This is a genomic window from Microcoleus sp. D3_18_C2, from assembly GCF_036702395.1.
GTDB lineage: Bacteria > Cyanobacteriota > Cyanobacteriia > Cyanobacteriales > Microcoleaceae > Microcoleus.
Genome location: NZ_JAUBTG010000049.1, coordinates 1 through 18497, shown reverse-complemented (window position 1 = coordinate 18497; position 18497 = coordinate 1). Strand labels below are relative to the sequence as shown.

Genomic DNA, 18497 nt, shown 5'->3' with positions numbered 1-18497 from the left:
ATTTTTGAGCTGGTTGCGAGAGTTTGATGCTCGATCTTTACCACAACCGAGGCGATGGATCAACCGTTCGAGAGATCAACGCTCAACTCCAATCTCATTAATCGCAGCCGAAAGCACTTTGCCAGCTTCGTCCACGGTGCCGCCAAAACAGATAATGCCGTCCTCGTGACCGGCCATCGCCAGAATTTTGCGATCGGCCAAATTCTCCTCCTCAAAAAGTCTAAACATTTCTAAGGCCATCTGGGGAGTGCCGTAAGGTATTTCTTTTCTAGTAGTAGGAATCTTAAACAGCAGTTGCTGCCATAGCTTAGGATTGTGGACATGAATTATCCCGCCCACCTCCTCTCTCTGAAGGTACAGGGCCGCGTGAGTTAGGGACTCCGACGAAGCTTGTACGGGCCCCCGGCAGCCAAGGTAATTTTGTTCTAAGTTAAATTCGGTAACAGTACAGTATGATTCTGGCCCCAGATTCCTCAAGTGTGCAGTCTGGGTTCCCGAAATCACGAATTGGCAAGAATTACCGAGTCTGACACTGACGTTGCCAAACCCTATGCCATTTTCGTAGACGCCAATTAATCCCCAAGAGTGGAGCCGATCGCGCCAGTCCATCAAATCTGTTATGTTGGTGGCAGCTACAGGGCCTGCCTCTTCCCAATCACAACGGTACTTAACGACTCCTTCATCCATTTTTTTGTTTGATCGGACACTACTGTGACACGACAGAGTTGGCTGAAGCTGAGACTTAATCGAACTTGTCAAGAAGTTGTCAAACAGCTTTTTTTGCTTGCTGCCTTATGTCTCCGTGCATAAGTGCCTTAACTAATCTACATTCCAGTGTCGCCGTAATTAGCTACCGACATTAGCAAAAAGTAAGCTAGGAAAGTTGAACCAATTATTCCAAAAATCATGATTTAGCCTCTAGGTGATTACAAAAGTTCAATATGAAAATGTACCCTTTCAGTCGGGGAGTTTGATTCTAGGCTTTTGCCCGATCGAGTTTCTGATGTGAAACTACATAACATCCCTGAATCGCTTATTGTTCTATACTACAGCATTTCTACTGAGTTGAGCTCTACCTTAAGAAATATTTAAGGATAAAGTACCCTTAATCCGGTAAGTCCGGTAAAAAGCAACCGTAGATTTACTTATTTTTTATAAGTGTACATATATTTAAGAAAAAAGCAAGCGGAACACAAAAAAAATATTTTTTAGCCAGTCTGGGACGCACTGGCACAATCTTCGGGTGTTCTACGTTATTCAACACCTCTGTCGATCGAGCAATTTTTAGCTCCGGGGCATCCTACAACCTAAGAAACCGGGTTGAGCCTAATATTATGTCACGTAAAATCACCGCAACGCCAGCTCGCGTCGGCGGGTTCACCAAAATCTGTAGTAGTAGTATAAGTTATAGATCCGGTAAACCCGCGCCTACCTAGAGGGGGATAGTCGATCGACCGAACCTGATATAAGTCCTATTAACTGAGATGTTGCACCATTCTCCATTAGTCTTTTATGAACAGGCTTTTCGGCCTGTTCCACAAGAAAATTTATATTTTGTGGAACAGGCCGAAAAGCCTGTTGCTGACAATGGTGCAAGATATCAGATTAAGAAAAAAACAAGCCGATCGAGCAGTGATGACTCGATCGGCTAAATTTTTCTGGGAAGCGCGATCGCCCCCAGCCCTTTAAATGTGGAAGTGATACAAGATGCTGCCGTCGTCTTTAATTTCGCAATTGGCATTAAAAACTTCAGCTTGTTGGTTCAAAAAACGCTGAGCGACATCCGGCGACAGCCGCGTTTCCATCGCAAACCGCACCAGAGTGATTTCGCCCCGGCCTTCTTTGATCAATCGGTACAAAGCACTTTGGAGCCTTTCGCTCTCTTCTCGCTGAAAAGCTGCTTTGTACCTCCAATCCGCCACAGAAGGAATCAAACCGCGGCTGACCAAAATTGCTAGCAGCAAGCCAATTCCCAAAATCAGAGGCACTGTCGGATCGCTCGTAGGCGTCGCCACAATTTGCGGCACTGTAGCGGCGGCCAAACTGCTAACCATTTCTTTTTCCGACGCTTGCGTATCCGCCATTGCAAGCTGAGTTTTGTTGTAAAAGTCTTGCTGAAGCTTCATTTGCTGCAACAGACGAGCGCGCTCTCTTTCGTATTGGTCGAGTTTTTGCTGAGCTTGTTTCAGGTCTTGAGTGACTTGTGCCAAGCGTTGGTTGAGTGACTGATTGACTGATTGCCACCGATATCTGTTAATCAGGCGGCTTTTTTCAACCATGCCCTTCATCAACATATCCGCCGTTTTGATTGCTTGCTCCTGATCTAGCGAGCGATACCCAACCACAATTTCTAGGGGTTGTTCCGGCTTAGAAATTTTGACAATAGCATTTTGTCGAACTTGCTGGGGCGACAGCTTAACTGCATCTGCCACTGCTTTGACAACATTATCTGCTAGGAGAACCTCCGGGGTGAGTTGCTCTCCCTGCTTGAGAATTGTCGTGCCCGTGGTCGAAAATTTGACTGGCGGATTATTAGAACTGAGAGTGCCTTGAGCCATGAATCCGGGGGGCGGGGCGAGGCGGTAGGCCAGGGCGCCTGAAATACCCATAATTACAGCAAAACTGCCTAGGGCAATCCATCTGTATTGATGTGCTGAAGATCTAAAACGTAAATTTCCCATTTTGATAGTCAAGTCATAACATTCGCTTGCCGCAGCTACTGCCAAACGCCAGAGCGATCGTTTCTTTCTGGTTAGTCAAATTGACTGCTGAAAATTTTCTCAGTTTGTACCTAAAAGCTATTAGCTTTTGAGAGTTGTCAATATTCATGAGCCCAAAAAACCGATCGCGCTTTTATTTGATCCGAGCTATAACTTCAGTTTTTGTCCTTAATAATTAATCTGTAACAAGGCTTCTGGAAGTCTACTGGCCTCAGACTAGCACTCAGGCGTGCGAGAGCCTCGCCTCCCCGTGTTTGTTGACATTCAAAACTGTCTCCTTTTCACCCTTGGCAATCCTCCAATTATCTTACGTCTTGGCGTCTTGCGGACGCGGTTGAAGAATAAAAAAAACCTTAAATAATCTGCCTAAAAACTTAACAAGCAAGAATTATACCATGCACTTAAGAGTTTGCTGCGTATTCAAAAAAATTGTGGAGCTGGTTTCGCCCCAGATCCACATATTCACATAACAATTATGGTTCGATCGGTTGATGGTTCGATCGCTCTGGCAAGGGCGACTTTTCAGAAGCCGATCGGCAAAATCAGACCCTCGCGGGCCATGACAGCCTTCGGAAAAGCAATTTGCACATCTTCGGCGATGCGATCGAGAAAATCGTCTGTGTGAGCCGGATCGTGGTGAAAAATCACCACTCGTTTCACCCGCGCCTCCTTAGCCATTCTCACCGCTTCCTGCCAAGTCGAGTGTCCCCAACCCACCTTCGGAGACTTGGGGTTGTGATATTCCTCGTCTGTGTACATCGCATCGTAAATCAGCACATCAGCGTCGAGGGCTAAATTGTAGACATTCTCATCTAGTCGATCGGGAAAATGCTCAGTATCCGAACAATAAACCACAGATCGTCCCTGCCAAGTCACCCGATATCCCATAGCAGTATTCGGGTGATTCAGAGAACCCGTCCTAATCTCAATATCGTCCAGCATCATCGTCTGGTTGTGATTGAGTTCGTAGAAATTCAAATCTGCCTGCAAACCCATCAGCGGCACCGGCGAATTCGAGTGGAGCACCCGTTCAACGAAGTGCCTTTTCATGCAATCTCCATCCGGCGGAGTCGCGCCGTAAATATCAAAGCTATTGCCGCGGATGAAAGCTGGGGCGAACAGCGGGAAACCTTGAATGTGATCCCAGTGATAGTGAGTAAAAAACATATAAGCTTGCACAGGCATTTCTTGCACCAACTGGTCTCCCAGCATCCGCAAGCCTGTTCCGCCGTCAAAAATCAAGCGTTTGCCAGCGACTCGCATTTCCAAACAAGAAGTATTGCCGCCGTAGCGAACAGTTTCCTGTCCGGGTGTCGGAACACTGCCCCGCACGCCCCAAAACTGTACTACAAAATCATCTATACCTTTTATTGATTCGGAGGGTTGAGGGCAATCAAGGGGATTTGCCGCTACTGAGGACAAGCTGATTTCCATTTTAAAATTCAGGCTTTAAGGTTCCACATTGTCCGTGATGGCGCAGCAGATGGTCGCACAACACTAAAGCTACCATTGCTTCCACCATTGGCACAGCTCTTGGCAAAACACAAGGGTCATGCCGTCCCTTGGCAGCCAGCAGCGTTTCTTCGCCTTCTCGGGTAACGGTGCGCTGCTGCTGGCGAATTGTCGCAGTCGGCTTGAATGCCGCCCGCAAAATTATATTTTCGCCGTTAGCAATGCCACCCTGAATTCCGCCAGAGCGATTCGTCACTGTACGAATTACACCCTTATCATCAGTATAGTATTCATCATTATGTTCGCTGCCCTTGAGCAGAGTCCCGGCAAACCCGGAACCTATTTCAAAGCCTTTGCTGGCGGGCAAGGACATGATGGCTTTGGCCAAGTCGGCTTCGAGTTTATCGAATACGGGCATTCCCAGCCCTTTTGGTACATTGCGGGCGACGCATTCGACTACACCGCCGATCGAATCTCCGCTGTCGCGAACTTTTTCGATCAGTTCAATCATTCTTTCGGCACATTCGGCATCGGGACAGCGAACGATGTTGCTTTCTACTTGTTCTAAGGTAACAGTGTCCGGGTCGGCGACACATTCTAAGTCTTTGATGCGTTTGACGTAGCCGACTATTTCTACTCCTGCTGCTTGTTGGAGAATTTTTTTGGCGATCGCCCCTGCTGCTACTCTACCTATTGTCTCTCTCGCCGAACTGCGACCTCCGCCTTGCCAGTTACGAATTCCGTACTTAGCATCGTAGGTAGCATCAGCGTGAGAAGGGCGGTAAGTTGTCGCCATTTCGCCGTAATCTTGGGGGCGAGTGTCTTGATTGCGGACTAAAATTGCGATCGGCGTTCCCAAAGTTTTGCCTTCAAACACCCCCGACAGAATTTCGCAGGTATCTGCTTCTTTGCGGGGCGTAGTAATTTTGCTTTGACCAGGGCGGCGGCGATCGAGTTCGGCTTGAATGAACGATGCGTCGATCGACACCAGGGGCGGGCACCCGTCAATTACTACTCCCACACCGCCGCCGTGAGATTCCCCAAATGTCGATATCCGAAATAAATGCCCAAAGGTATTGCCCATTATGCTTTGCCCTGAAACCTAATAATTTTTAGCTTAAATGGAATAGAGATTTACTGTATTTATGAAAAATATACCATTGACGAGTAGACGACGACAGGCGATCGCCTCACAGCATCACTCCCTTCCCGCCCCTAGAAGAATATCTACCAGGGAGAGAGGGAGAGACCGAGAATAGGAGATATCTGGAAACACACTTAAATTCATCCGTGTATCCGTGTCCGAATCCGTGTTGTGCCTTCCTTCTTCTTTAGTCTTCGTGTTCTTCAAAAGGATCTCTCAATTCCTTAGCGGGAGGGCCGAAAGCCGTGTAGATCGAGAAACCGGTGATAGCCACCAGACACACGCCCAGTGAAATGCCAAGAACTGCTGCAGGTTCCATATTTTTGATCGATTATGAGTGCTCCACTCTATAATATTACAAAAAATAACAATCCGTCTGAAAGTCTCGTGATTTTAGGCGCTGTACGGTATGGCAGCCAGCCCCCACTCCCCGTTTTGCGAGTCCCCCGGTGGCATTTCTGAGAAATTGCGATCGCAATTAGCGGTAGAAATATGTCAAACTTTTCTGTAGAGATTCATTTCAGGTGACTTATGGCACAACGGACTTGGTTAGGAGATATACTCAAACCCCTTAACTCGGAATACGGCAAGGTAGCCCCCGGCTGGGGAACCACGCTATTGATGAGCGTGTTCATTGGACTGTTTTTCGTGTTCTTGTTGATTATTTTGCAAATCTACAACTCTTCTCTGATTCTGGAGAGTGTGGATATGGATTGGTCGAGTCTCGGCCGCTAAAACTAGATCGCAAAACAGTAAGGCTAAAAGTAAAAGCTGAGGGTTGAGGAGAAAGGGCAAAAGCTAAGTTTTCCCGTTTTTCCTTACCCTTTCCGATTACTTTTGCCATAAATAAACAAAAAGTAACTAAACAAATTGCTGGAGAAAAACCATGAATATTTTTGGCATTGGTTTGCCCGAAATGGCAGTTATTTTTACGATCGCCCTATTGGTATTTGGCCCGAAAAAATTACCTGAAATCGGTCGGAGTATGGGGAAAGCAATTCGGGGCTTTCAAGACGCTTCGCGGGATTTTGAGTCGGAATTCACGCGGGAAGCTAAGCAGTTAGAAGAAGCAGTAGCAACTAGCAGCAAACCGGCAACTGAAAAACTCACGGCGGCTACTCCCAAGGAAGATAGCACAGAGAGTTAAATGAACAACACTCAGAAGTCGGAAACACCAGCGGAGTTAGTGATTCCCCAGCTAATTGTTGGGTTGGGCAATCCCGAACCTAAATACGATCGCACCCGACACAACATCGGCTTTAATGCTGTTGATGCCTTGGCTAAATCTTGGCAGATTTCTCTGTCGGAAAATCGCAAATTTCAAGGCATATTTGGCGAGGGAAACCGGCCGCGGGGACAGAAAATCCGCTTGCTGAAACCTCTAACTTACATGAATCTGTCGGGTCAAGCGATTCGGGCGGCGACGGATTGGTACAAGATACCTGCGGAGTCGGTATTAATAGTATACGATGATATGGATTTGCCGATCGGGAAATTGAGAATGCGTCTTGCCGGTTCGGCCGGCGGACACAACGGCATGAAATCGACAATTTCTCATTTGGGCACAGACAAATTTCCTCGCTTGCGGATTGGCATCGGCAAACCTCAAAACGATGCTGCTAAAAATGAGAAAGATACGATTTCCTTCGTGTTAGGAAAATTTTCCTCAGAGGAAAGTCAGTTAGTAGAGAAAGTGCTTAAACTGGTTGTAGAAGCTGTGGAACTAAGTCTGCACCAAGGAGTAGAAAAAGCCATGAGCCTTTACAATAGTCGCACAATTGCAGAAACAAACGCGGAAACAAAAAGGTGAGTTCGAGACGTTTGCCTGAAACAACTGCATATGTCCGGGTTACTGGCCAATCTTGGCAAAAAGGCACGATTGAGGGTGAAGTCACTGCCGGCAATTTTGAGTGGCAGTTTCAGTGGCGTTTCACGTCAGAAAAAACACTGATTCTTGAGCCTTCTCAGGGTAGGGCATTGATTCAGGAACCGCTGCACCGTTTTCTAGAAAAATGGGATTATCAGCTTGAACCGGGCGGGGATTATTCGTTTACGGTTCGGGCTGAGTTTTAAAATCTTGGTAATGGGAAATGCGGAAAAGGTAATCGGGAATAAAAGCTTCCTGTAGTAGGATATCCCGCTTCCAGTAATTCTTTAATTAATTACGGGAAAAGGCTGTAATGGGAAATTGGGAAAGGGCGATCGGGAAGGCAAACTTTCTCTAGTAGTATCTCCAGATTCCAGTGATTCTTTAATTAAAGCAGGGTTCATCCCTTCTCGGTAAGCCCCGCAATAATACATTGTCAAAACAGCTTTGTAAGCCCAGTGATTGGAAGGTACATCGGTAAAAGGATTGGGCAGAGTTTCAGCCTGATTCTGCACGCAAGCATTGATAATTTGTTCTGGCGTTTGCTGCACTTGAACTAAAGAATTATTTTGCTTTATTTGTGCTGGATTTTGCGCCTGTGCGGGAGCAAATAAACCTGGATAAGTTAACAGTGTGGCAATGGCAAAGATGCTGAGTTTCATAAGTTTATCAATTTCGTAATAAGTTGTTTGGTAGTGAGGAGTTTAGTCCTCAAAGCAGTCTGAAATAAGGACTATTCGTCCTTACTCGAAACCCTTGGATTGTTGGGACATTTTTCGCATTCCCACAGCCAAGACACTCAAAAACAACAGCCCGATCGCCCCAGCTAGCGGATTGCCGTTAACTCCTGTTACCCAATCGGGAACAGAGGCCGAATATCGCACTAACTGCCCGATGTTAATCATGTAATATCCCCAGACTAAACCTGCATGAAGCCCGATCGACAAACCGAGGCGATTTTGGCGCGATCGTTTTCCCCAAACCAGAATCAAACCCAGCAACAACAACCCCGGAAACTGCGGCCAACTCTGCAGCATGGCCGCCACAGGTTTGATAAAATGAGATAGGGCAAACACCAGGCTATTCACCCACAGAGATATTCTATAATTGTAATCCCGCTGCAACTCGTCCAGCAACCAACCTCGGAATACCAACTCCTCCGCAAAACCGACTCCAAGGGCGCTTAACAGCCCTTCTGCGATGATTCTCGGCAAATTATCAGAATTTTGCCACGCGACTAAGCCGAACAGTCCTTGCACCGCAAATAAGCTAAAAGTGAGCAAAAGCCCGATCGCCAATCCGATTAAAAGCTCAAAACCGTTTTTTCGCGTATTGATTAAACCGTAACTTTTGAGTAATTGGGTTTGTCCGTAAACCTTTTTTCCCCAGATCCGCACCAAAAATAGAAACTCTGTAAACAACAGCGCCATAGTGAGAATAGTTGCAAGGTTGCTATCTTTAACTAACAAGTAAATTGGTGCTGCTAGGGGCAGCCAAATTGCTAGCAAGATTAATAGGAAAATTATCACACGTAAAGGAAAGGGATAACTGGCTATTATTTGGAGGCGGTTAATCATTGTTGTAAATGAGTTGAAATTGGGTAAATCGGCTTAGTGGTCTGTCGCACTGTCCGACAGGGGTTAAAAACCCCTGTCTCATAGCGAAAGTCCTCTCAAAGAGGACTGAAATTTATCACAATCTAATTTAGGTTGGCAGTCGGTTTTAACCGACTTTTGCTATAAGACGGGGATTTAAATCCCCGGCGGGCTTGCGGGTGAATGCGAGAACTTTTGGCTGAGTCAGGCTTGAGTAAATCCGAGAGTTAGAATTTGGTAAATCCGAGAGTTAGAGTTGGATAAATCCGAGAGAATGTACAAAGCAGACAGAGAAAGCTAGAATAGCATTGTATTCGCTGAAACTTTAAACAAAACAGAACTATAAAATAAGGGAACAATGACTGAAGCCTCGGATTTTTCAAATGTCGATCGAGAATTAGATGACACAATTTTAAGCTTCGCAGACATTCAGGCAGAACTCAACCTGCGCCACGCTAAAGATGCTCTGCGAGATATAGTAGAAAATCTCGACTTGACAGTTCAAGAGCGAACTGGACTGGAACCGGAAATTGGCGGGTTGGAGAAAATGCTCGACAAGCTAGAGCGCGCTTGCGTGCAAATAGCTGTGTTTGGGATGGTGGGAAGGGGAAAATCTTCGGTTTTGAACGCGCTGCTAGGTCAAAATGTGTTTGAAACTGGCCCGACTCACGGGGTGACTCGCACGACGACTATCGGGCAGTGGGATGTCGGAGAGGGAATTGATGAGAAGTTGCCCGATAGACTTTCGCCAGTTATTTACCGTTTGTCGCAAGTGGAATTAATCGATACTCCGGGAATAGATGAAGTTGACGGCGAAACTCGCGAAATGTTGGCGCGCCGCGTTGCTCAACAAGCAGATTTGATTTTGTTTGTGGTGGCTGGCGATATTACAAAGGTGGAATACGCAGCACTTTCGCAGTTGCGGGAAGCCGGAAAACCGATGTTATTAGTATTTAATAAAATTGACCAGTATCCTGATGCAGACAGGCTGGCAATTTATCATAAAATTCGAGACGATCGCGTGAGAGAATTGTTGTCTCCCGATGAAATTGTGATGGCGGCGGCTTCGCCTTTGACGGCGAGGGCGGTGCGCCGTCCCGACGGAAGTATGGGGGTGCAAATGACTCGCAGTTTGCCACAAGTGCAAGATTTAAAATTAAAGATTTTGGAGGTTTTAGACCGGGAAGGCAAATCTTTGGTCGCGCTGAATACGATGCTATGTGCGGGGGATATTAACGAGCAGTTGGTGCAGCGAAAAATGGAGATTCGAGATGACGCGGCTAATCGAATTATCTGGAACGGGGTAATGACGAAATCGGTAGCGATCGCACTTAATCCAATTACTGTAGTTGATATTCTTAGCGGTGCGGTAATTGATGTGGTGATGATATTAACTTTATCTAAAGTTTACGGCATTGCGATGACGGAAGCGGGCGCGGTGGAATTGCTGCAAAAGATTGCGATTAGTATGGGGGGAATTACGGCGGGTGAATTGTTGGCTAATTTTGGTTTAAGTTCTTTGAAAGGATTGTTGGGTTTGGCGACGCCGGCGACGGGGGGTTTGGCTTTAGGGCCTTATTTGTCTGTGGCGGTGACGCAAGCTGCGATCGCGGGGGTTTCTTCCTATGGTATCGGTCAAGTTACTAAGGCTTATTTGGCTAATGGTGCTTCTTGGGGAGATGATGGGCCAAAGGCTGTGGTGAGCAAGATTTTGTCTTCTTTGGATGAGGATTCTATTTTAAATCGGATTAAGGAGGAGTTGCGGGCTAAGTTGGATTTGGGCAGTGTGGAAAAACAGAAATCTTAGCGATCGGCTGTTTTACGTTGACCCAGCAATCCTGGCGCAGCCCTGCCGCAATCCGGCAGGGGTTTCAACCCCTGCCTCAAAGCTAAATTTGTCTGAAGACAATTTAACAAATTATTAAGATAACAACCAATTACCAATTACCAATTATTACTATCGCCTTTGATGACGCAAATCGCTCGCTCGGACTTTGACAAGGGTGGCCCTGCGTACTTTACCCCCTGCTTTGACGATCGCCGGATAACTCTCACATTAGGAAGATTGGGACTTAAATTCTTGAGCTAGCGCCTCACAATTGTTCAAAAGAAACCAAAACAGCCAGATAAATCCAAGCCTCATAGCAATAACCCAAATGTTACTCAAAATAATTCCTTCTTGTAGGTAGCGGAAAATAAGTGATAAGGAGCCGAAAATCATTAGACCTATATGAATCCAGAGCACTGTGGTCACAAAGCGCAAGTTTCTTAAAAGAACTCTCTTTAAGGAGATTCCAAATCCCAAAAAAGCAATAGAAAACAGCAATTTTATTCCGACATCAATATAATTGAAAAGCGACTGAAGGAAAACTTCTCTAAATTGTGGAATAAAAATTAAAGATATTGTATTTAAGAACAGAGCCAGACCAATGGAAAAAAAGGATATCCTCATTAGTCCGGGTGTGAATGCACTTAATATACCCTTTTTAACCAGCACATTATTTCGTTTAACACTATATTCTATTACACCCGAAAAGTTGGCTTTGAAAACCACTTCATAGCTTGACATCTTTCCATCTTCACTGACTTTAAAATAGTGGTTAGAGGTCGGAGCGAGAGAGCTGCCTTTTTCGGAAATCGTTTTGTTATCATGAACAATACTTTGTTGACCCGACAGGCTTAGAATTAATTGTATTTTATGACCGCTCACATTAAAACATACTTCAGACATAGCCAATTTTCTCCTGATCTTATGCTTCAAATATTATGCTTCAAATATGCTGAGGTCTAACTATTAATTAGACTGACTTTTTCAGTATAATACCCCGATGTGAGTGATGAGACTAAAACTTTTCAGGTTATTTACCGAGTTTAATAATCATATACAGATTTTAATAATAACAAGACTTACGCAACTGGCACAGGTTGGGCGATTGCGACAGATAAGGTGCGACGTGCACACCCTACTCTAATTCCGCGAAGGCGGACTTTGTTTGTGTAGCCGCCAATTCGATTCGGTGGGTTAACATCGAATTGTTAATCCGAATTCGATTTGGCGGCTGAACATCAGGTTTTTAACCCTAATTGCCTCCTATTTGTAACCTCTATTTTTTTCCGACCAAATGCGGGTTGGTAGTCCCCAAACATAGACAAATCCTTCGGCAGCTTTGTGATCGAATTCGTCCTCTGCGCCGTAGGTTGCTAAGTCGAAACTGTACAGAGAATTGTCAGATTTGCGGCCGACAATAGTCGCATTTCCTTTGAACAGTTTGAGCCGCACGGTTCCAGTTACTCGCTTTTGCGTGTCCTGAATAAATGCGTCTAAAGCTGTTTTCAAAGGATTGTACCAAAGACCGTTGTAAATCATTTGGCTGTAGGTTTCTTCGATGCCTCGCTTGTACCGCGTTACATCTGCTGTCAGCGTCAAACTTTCTAAGTCTCGGTGCGCGTGCATCAAAACTAAAATCGCTGGTGTTTCGTAAATTTCCCGCGATTTAATCCCGACGAGGCGGTTTTCAATCATGTCAATCCGGCCGACTCCGTGGTTTCCAACTATTTCGTTGAGTTGGGTAATTAAGGCGACTGGTGATAAATTTGTGCCGTTTAAACTGACAGGATTTCCGCAATCGAAACCGATTTCTAGGTATTCGGGTGTGTCGGGAGTTTGTTCGATCGCCTTTGTCATCAAATACACCTCTTCCGGCGGTTCCGCCCAAGGATCTTCGAGGATTCCGGCTTCAATTGCCATTCCCAATAAGTTGCGATCGATACTGTAAGGCGAAGACTTTTTCACGGGCGACGGAATACCGCATTTCTCGCCGTATGCGATCGTTTCTTCGCGGCTCATTTTCCACTCCCGCGCTGGTGCTAAGATTTTAATCTTGGGGTTGAGCGCGCCGATCGACACATCGAACCGCACCTGATCGTTTCCTTTACCTGTGCAACCGTGGGCGATCGCATCTGCACCGTATTTTTCCGCAGCTTCTACTAACAATTTAGCAATCAGCGGGCGAGCGAGGGCAGTCGAAAGGGGATAACGGTTTTCGTAAAGTGCGTTAGCTTGAATCGCTGGAAACGCATAGTCTTTGACAAATTCTTCCGTAGCATCAATAACTAAAGATTCCGAAGCACCGGATGCTAAAGCTTTTTTGCGGATCGGTTCTAATTCGTCTCCCTGTCCCAAATCCGCGGCCAGAGTAATTACTTCTTCAACACCCCACTCGTTTTTGAGGTAAGGAATACAGACGGAGGTATCGACTCCGCCGGAATATGCTAGGACAACTTTTTTAGCGCGACTCATTGCTCTTTACATCCTGAATTTAACTGACATCTTGCACCCTTGTCACTAAGCTTTTAAGGGCGGGCAAGATGCCCACCCCACAAAAAAATATCATTTTTGTGGAACAGGCATCTTGCCTGTTCTGGAGAATGGTGCAAGATGTGATATTTAACCGACTTTTCATTATGCACCTAATTGAGATCGATTCTTGTCAGAAATAGTACAGATTTATATATTCTTTTTTTGATAAACTTGGCTATTTACCGGAGGAGTTGCTGCGGAAAATCTGCTACCGTGGGATACGGTAACTGTGGCGATGGGGAAAAACCGTGTTTTTTAGTGTTGTAATTCCGACGTATAATCGTAAACCGATTTTGGCAAAATGTCTACTGGCTTTGGAAAATCAGCAGTTCGGTGAGATTGTCAGAGACTATGAAGTAATTGTCGTGGACGACGGATCGACGGACGGGACGCTGGAGTGGTTGGCCGCAAATGCTGACTTGTTGCCTCATGTGCGATCGATCTGTCAATCTCACCAGGGCCCGGCCGCTGCCCGGAATTTGGGCGTTGAAGATGCTAAGGGCGATACGATTATTTTTATTGACAGCGATTTGGTGGTAACAGAGCATTTTTTGCAAGCACACGCCGATGCTTTACTACAGGGTTACAAAGATACTGATGCTGTTTTTACTTACGGCAGCGTGATTAATACTTGCAATTTCGACAATCCTACCTCAGAACCTTACAAAATCACCGATTTTTCGGCGGCTTATTTTGCTACGGGAAATGTGGCGATCGCCCGCCACTGGCTGCTGGCCGCTGGACTTTTTGACACTCGCTTTCAACTGTACGGATGGGAAGATTTAGAGTTGGGAGTTAGGTTAAAAAAATTAGGTTTAAAACTCATTAAATGTCCCGCTGCGGTCGGTTATCACTGGCATCCAGCTTTTAGTTTGGAGCAAATTCCAGGCATGATTAACCGAGAAATTGAGCGCGGGAGAATGGGAGTTTTGTTTTATCAAAAACACCCAAGTTGGGAAGTACGGATGATGATTCAAATGACTTTTTTGCACCAAATTTTGTGGGGAATTTTATCATTAGGTGGGATGCTGAACGAGCGAACGATGACTCCTTTTTTACAGTGGTTGATTGACCAAGGCAAGCCCCAGCTAGCTTTAGAAATTGCTCGGATTTTTCTGAATTGGTATAACGTGAAAGCCGTTTACGCCGCTTGCGGAGAATTGCAAGCCGAGACAAAGATACCATAAATCAGCCCCATCCCGCAAATAAGATATAAGATATTGTAGGAGTTTTTTAGGGCCCATTGGTGTCAACTTAAGCTCATAATTAGTAACGGTAACAACTGTTTGACAATTATGCCTACACTGCCCTAGGGCTGCTTAATAAGGGAAATTTAGGGAACTCACAACTTGGATACCAACCAGAAAAAAATAATTTTTAGTCTTAAGTTGACACCAATGTTCCGGCTTGTTTAAATTAACGTTTTTACTGAGGATATCTAATGAGAAATCTCAACACAAAGCACCCGATCAATGGCTGCAAGCATGGTCGTATAAAGTCTAAGAATAAAAATTTTACCTTTATTTAATCAATATTGCTTGGTTAGCCTGTGATTAGAGGAATCTAGGCTGTTTTATCACCAGACTCCGATAATTTGAGCTACCAAGATTTTCAAAAGATCGTTACTTTTGATATAATGACAGATAATTTAAGAGTGTGCTAGAGAGCCAATAGTTGTGCTGGTTTATCTGAGAGTGTTAGCTACAAGCGGTTAATGACTTTAAAAATATTCCCACATATACAACTTGAATAGTTTGAGGGTTTGCTGTGAATACAACTGACGATAAAAATCCAAGACTAGAAACAGTTAGACTTGAAAACACTGTCTTACAAGAAAATATTTTAATGGTGGACGACCATCCAGAAAGCTTGCGGCTTTTATCCCAGCTTTTGTCTAAGCGGGGATATAAAGTGCGACCGACACGAGATGGCAAATTGGCTCTTAACTTTGCTATGTCGAGTCCACCAGACTTGATTTTGCTGGACATCATGATGCCCGGTATGGATGGGTATCAAGTCTGCGAAAAGTTAAAAGCTTGTCCGCAAACCAAACATATTCCTGTGATTTTTATTAGCTCTTTAAATGAAGTTTTTGATAAAGTCAAAGCTTTTTCGGTGGGAGGAGCCGACTACATTAGTAAACCATTTCAAACAGAAGAAGTGGTGAGCCGGATCGAAAATCAACTGCTTCTGAGCCGTCTTTATAAACAAATTTTAGCACAAAATGCACGGCTGCAAGCAGAAATAGAAGAACGCAAGCGGATCGAAGCAGAACTCCGAGACAGCCAACGCTGGCTGTCGGCAGTAATTAAAACACATCCTAATCTTTTGTACGTTTCCGATTTGATTGAACAGCGAACTTTGTATATCAACCGCGAAATATATAGCGATATTGGCTATTCTTTTGAAGAAATACAGCAAATGGCAGGAGGATTTCTTCCTAACTTAATACACCCTGACGATTTGCCAGGATTCTCACAACACCTCAGCAGGATTGAGGCAGCAAAAGACGGTGAAAGCTTTGAGTGTGAGTACCGAATTCAGCACAAAAATGGTGAATATCGGTGGTTTGTTAGCGTGGATACCGTGTTTGCCAGAACCGCAGACGACAAACCTTGGAAAATTTTGGGGACGGCTACTGAAATTAGCGATCGCAAACAAGCTGAACTAGAACTAAAAACAGCTTTATCTGCTTTAGAACGGCAAATCAAACAAAGGTTTTTAATAGAAACAATTACTCTTGAAATTCGATACAGTTTAAATCAAGATCAAGTTTTTCAAACAGCTACTGCCCAAATAGGTAGAATTTTTAATGCTGATTGCTGCTTGGTTCACACCTACACAGAACACCCTATTCCCAGAATTAATAATGTCGCTGAGTACAGAAAATCCGCATCCAAATCGCTTTTAGATTTAGAAATTCCCGTACAGGGCAATCCTCACGTTCAGTTTTTATTATCCCAAGATCAAGCTGTAGTTTCTGACGATGTTTTTTCCGACCCGCTGCTAGAAAACGCCCGAGATTTGTGCTGTCAAATAGGCTTAAAATCGATGATATCCATCCGCACTTCCTACCAGGGAAAAGCCAACGGAATGATATGCTTGCATCAGTACGATCGCCCCCGCCACTGGACGCAGGAGGAGATCACATTATTGAGCGCTGTGGCGGCACAGATGGGAATTGCGATCGCTCAAGCAACACTTCTGGAACAAGATAAACAACAGCGACTTAAACTTCAACAAAGCGAAGCTAGTCTAGCAGCCGCCCAGAAAATTGCCCACATCGGCAGTTGGGAATTTGATTTAGTCACCAATAAAATTACTTGGTCAGAAGAAGTATTCCGCATTTTTGGTCTTGACTCAAGTGCAACTGAACCGACATCTGCCAAACTTTTAAAGATGTGTCATCCCGACGACAGAGAATTATTTCAAGAAACAGTCAGCCTAACTATCTCACAAGGCATTGCCTACAAAAGAGAGTTCCGATTTTTGCATCCTAGCCGTCAAATTATATACGTGGAAGGAAGGGGAGAAGCTGTTTTTAGCGAAACCGGGGAAGTAATAAAACTGTTGGGAACAGTGATGGATATTAGCGATCGCAAACAAGCCGAAGCAGCTTTGCAAATTAGCGAAGAACGTTTTTATCTGGCATTTGAAGGCAGTGCGATGGGCTTGTGGGATTGGAATCTTGCCACGGGAGAAGTCTATTTTAATCCACGGTGGAAAATGATGCTGGGATATGAAGTAGAGGAGGTAGAAAATAGTTTTGCATCCTGGGAGCAACTGGTACATCCAGAGGATTTGTCTCCGGCTAAAGCAGCGCTAAATGCTCACCTGGAAGGCAAAAATCCTACTTACGAAGTGGAATTTAGGATGCTGACAAAATCCGGCGAGTGGAAGTGGATTTTAGCTCAAGCGAAGGTGATGGAACACGACGCTTCGGGAAATCCTTTGCGGATGACGGGTACGCATATTGATATTAGCGATCGCAAACAAGCCGAAGTAGAGTTGCAATTTAGCGAACAGCGAGAACGAGAAAAAGCGCAACAGTTAGAAAAAACTCTGGCAGACTTAAAAAAGGCTCAATCTCAGCTCATTCAAGCAGAAAAAATGTCAAGTATCGGGCAAATGGTAGCGGGAGTAGCCCACGAAATTAATAACCCCATCAGTTTTATCTACGGCAACATTATTCCCGCCGCACAGTACGCTCGCGATTTGGTAAAATTGATCGATCTCTACCAGCAATACTATCCCGAACCAGTTCCTGAAATAGCCCAAGAATTGGCAGAAGTCGAGGTAGATTTTATTGCTGGGGATTTCCCAAAAATCATGGCTTCAATGCAAGAAGGTGCTAACCGAATTAAGCAGATAGTGCTGTCTTTGAGAAACTTTTCGAGACTCGACGAAACAGATCGCAAAGTAATAGACATTCATGAAGGGATAGAGAGCACTTTGGTGATTTTGCAGCACCGATTCCAGTCACAGCCAAAACATCGGGAGATTCAAGTTATTAAAAATTACGGAAACCTGCCCAAAGTCGAGTGTTATCCGGCTCAATTAAACCAGGTATTTATGAATTTGCTGGTAAATGCGATCGACGCTGTGGAAGAGTCATCAGCAAACTGTACTTGCAAAGTTAACCAGATTCGCATTGTTACTGAAGTCAGCAGCGAAAATCAAGTGTGTGTGCGGATTTCTGACAGCGGGCCCGGTATCCATCCCGAAGTTCAGTCAAGGATGTTTGACCCATTTTTTACTACCAAACCTGTGGGCACCGGCACTGGTTTGGGGTTATCGATTAGTTACCAAATAGTTAAAGACACCCACGGCGGTAAGTTGGAGTGTCATTCAGAAGTTGGCCGAGGAACAGAATTTGCGATCGAACTGCCGATTTCGCAAAAGTTAAAAGTTAAAAGTTAGGATAAGCTGTTAAATCATGGGCGGTAAATTAACCATAATTCTTGGTAGGGGCCGGTTCACCAACCATCTATAATATTACTCACAGATGAGCGTAAACCCCCTCGACCGTCAATCGATTTTAGATTTTAGATTTTCGATTTTAGATTGACCCCAGGGATCAATGCGGGGGCAATAAGTGATTTTCGATTTTCGATTTTGGATTGATTCCACGGATAAATCACGTGGCGGGTACCACCTTTGAAATTCGTGGTCAGATGGGGGGCAATTGCAACGGATATCATATTAATTGTGTATCAGAACCTATTTTAGGGTGCGTGATAACCTGACATTTTCTCCCGTATTTCCTGCGAAGGGTCTGTCATTTAGGATCGCGAATTAAATAACTTACAATTTTAATTGTTATTGTGGGATGGGCGTCCCGCCCGTCCAAAAAGGACGG

The 18497-nt window shown here is 44.9% G+C and carries 18 protein-coding genes; 8 read left to right on the top strand and 10 right to left on the bottom strand.

Annotation, left to right across the window (positions count from 1 at the left end):
• Positions 1 to 75: 75 nt before the first annotated feature.
• Complete coding sequence (locus QUA88_RS22935) at positions 76 to 687, bottom strand: class II aldolase/adducin family protein (RefSeq protein ID WP_333054590.1); 612 nt, start codon at positions 685 to 687, stop codon at positions 76 to 78.
• 825 nt (positions 688 to 1512) lie between these two features.
• Between QUA88_RS22935 and QUA88_RS22930 the strand changes: the two genes are divergently transcribed.
• Complete coding sequence (locus tag QUA88_RS22930; RefSeq protein ID WP_333054591.1) at positions 1513 to 1689, top strand: hypothetical protein; 177 nt, start codon at positions 1513 to 1515, stop codon at positions 1687 to 1689.
• Here the strand turns inward: QUA88_RS22930 and QUA88_RS22925 are convergent.
• The 5 genes from QUA88_RS22925 to psbN form a co-directional block, all read right to left on the bottom strand.
• Complete coding sequence (locus QUA88_RS22925) at positions 1686 to 2609, bottom strand: hypothetical protein (RefSeq protein WP_333054592.1); 924 nt, start codon at positions 2607 to 2609, stop codon at positions 1686 to 1688. The two genes, QUA88_RS22930 and QUA88_RS22925, sit on opposite strands and share 4 nt — an antisense overlap.
• 85 nt (positions 2610 to 2694) lie before the next feature.
• A complete protein-coding gene (locus tag QUA88_RS22920; RefSeq protein ID WP_333211349.1) occupies positions 2695 to 2829 on the bottom strand; it encodes a hypothetical protein in 135 nt (44 codons plus the stop codon).
• Between the two features lie 413 nt (positions 2830 to 3242).
• The gene (locus QUA88_RS22915) at positions 3243 to 4154 is read right to left on the bottom strand and encodes an MBL fold metallo-hydrolase (RefSeq protein ID WP_333054593.1); all 912 of its coding nucleotides are present in this window, start codon (positions 4152 to 4154) and stop codon (positions 3243 to 3245) included.
• A 1-nt stretch (position 4155) separates the two neighbouring features.
• Positions 4156 to 5256, bottom strand: coding sequence for a chorismate synthase (gene aroC, locus QUA88_RS22910; RefSeq protein ID WP_333054594.1), 1101 nt, complete (start codon positions 5254 to 5256; stop codon positions 4156 to 4158).
• A gap of 247 nt (positions 5257 to 5503) precedes the next feature.
• Positions 5504 to 5635, bottom strand: coding sequence for a photosystem II reaction center protein PsbN (psbN, locus tag QUA88_RS22905; protein ID WP_190742515.1), 132 nt, complete (start codon positions 5633 to 5635; stop codon positions 5504 to 5506).
• 212 nt (positions 5636 to 5847) lie between these two features.
• On the opposite strand from psbN, the gene psbH reads away from it, so the two are divergent.
• From psbH to QUA88_RS22885, 4 genes are all read left to right on the top strand, one after another.
• On the top strand, positions 5848 to 6051 hold the full coding sequence (gene psbH, locus QUA88_RS22900) for a photosystem II reaction center phosphoprotein PsbH (protein ID WP_015176007.1): 204 nt from the start codon (positions 5848 to 5850) through the stop codon (positions 6049 to 6051).
• Between the two features lie 151 nt (positions 6052 to 6202).
• Positions 6203 to 6463, top strand: coding sequence for a TatA/E family twin arginine-targeting protein translocase (locus QUA88_RS22895; protein WP_333054595.1), 261 nt, complete (start codon positions 6203 to 6205; stop codon positions 6461 to 6463).
• Entirely contained in the window at positions 6464 to 7126 is a 663-nt protein-coding gene (gene pth / locus QUA88_RS22890; RefSeq protein WP_015176009.1) for an aminoacyl-tRNA hydrolase, read from the top strand.
• The gene (locus tag QUA88_RS22885; RefSeq protein WP_332958583.1) at positions 7123 to 7389 is read left to right on the top strand and encodes a DUF3146 family protein; all 267 of its coding nucleotides are present in this window, start codon (positions 7123 to 7125) and stop codon (positions 7387 to 7389) included. The genes pth and QUA88_RS22885 overlap by 4 nt, the downstream gene beginning before the upstream one ends.
• Positions 7390 to 7470: 81 nt before the next feature.
• Here the strand turns inward: QUA88_RS22885 and QUA88_RS22880 are convergent, their stop codons facing one another.
• Together QUA88_RS22880 and QUA88_RS22875 are read right to left on the bottom strand one after the other, a co-directional pair.
• Positions 7471 to 7845: an S-layer protein gene (locus tag QUA88_RS22880; protein ID WP_333054596.1), complete on the bottom strand. Its 375-nt coding sequence runs from the start codon at positions 7843 to 7845 to the stop codon at positions 7471 to 7473.
• An 81-nt stretch (positions 7846 to 7926) separates the two neighbouring features.
• The gene (locus tag QUA88_RS22875; RefSeq protein ID WP_333274004.1) at positions 7927 to 8760 is read right to left on the bottom strand and encodes a type II CAAX endopeptidase family protein; all 834 of its coding nucleotides are present in this window, start codon (positions 8758 to 8760) and stop codon (positions 7927 to 7929) included.
• Positions 8761 to 9136: 376 nt separating this feature from the next.
• Between QUA88_RS22875 and QUA88_RS22870 the strand changes: the two genes are divergently transcribed.
• Positions 9137 to 10585: a GTP-binding protein gene (locus tag QUA88_RS22870; protein WP_333274001.1), complete on the top strand. Its 1449-nt coding sequence runs from the start codon at positions 9137 to 9139 to the stop codon at positions 10583 to 10585.
• 249 nt (positions 10586 to 10834) lie between these two features.
• On the opposite strand, the gene QUA88_RS22865 is transcribed toward QUA88_RS22870, so the two are convergent.
• Entirely contained in the window at positions 10835 to 11509 is a 675-nt protein-coding gene (locus QUA88_RS22865; RefSeq protein ID WP_333054599.1) for a hypothetical protein, read from the bottom strand.
• Positions 11510 to 11869: 360 nt separating this feature from the next.
• Complete coding sequence (locus tag QUA88_RS22860) at positions 11870 to 13078, bottom strand: argininosuccinate synthase (RefSeq protein ID WP_333054600.1); 1209 nt, start codon at positions 13076 to 13078, stop codon at positions 11870 to 11872.
• A 308-nt stretch (positions 13079 to 13386) separates the two neighbouring features.
• Here QUA88_RS22860 and QUA88_RS22855 point away from each other — a divergent pair, with 308 nt between their 5' ends.
• Positions 13387 to 14325 (top strand): glycosyltransferase, encoded by a 939-nt coding sequence (locus QUA88_RS22855; RefSeq protein ID WP_333211332.1) that lies wholly within the window; start codon positions 13387 to 13389, stop codon positions 14323 to 14325.
• A 580-nt stretch (positions 14326 to 14905) separates the two neighbouring features.
• The gene (locus tag QUA88_RS22850; RefSeq protein WP_333273998.1) at positions 14906 to 18058 is read left to right on the top strand and encodes a PAS domain-containing protein; all 3153 of its coding nucleotides are present in this window, start codon (positions 14906 to 14908) and stop codon (positions 18056 to 18058) included.
• Positions 18059 to 18497: the final 439 nt, after the last annotated feature.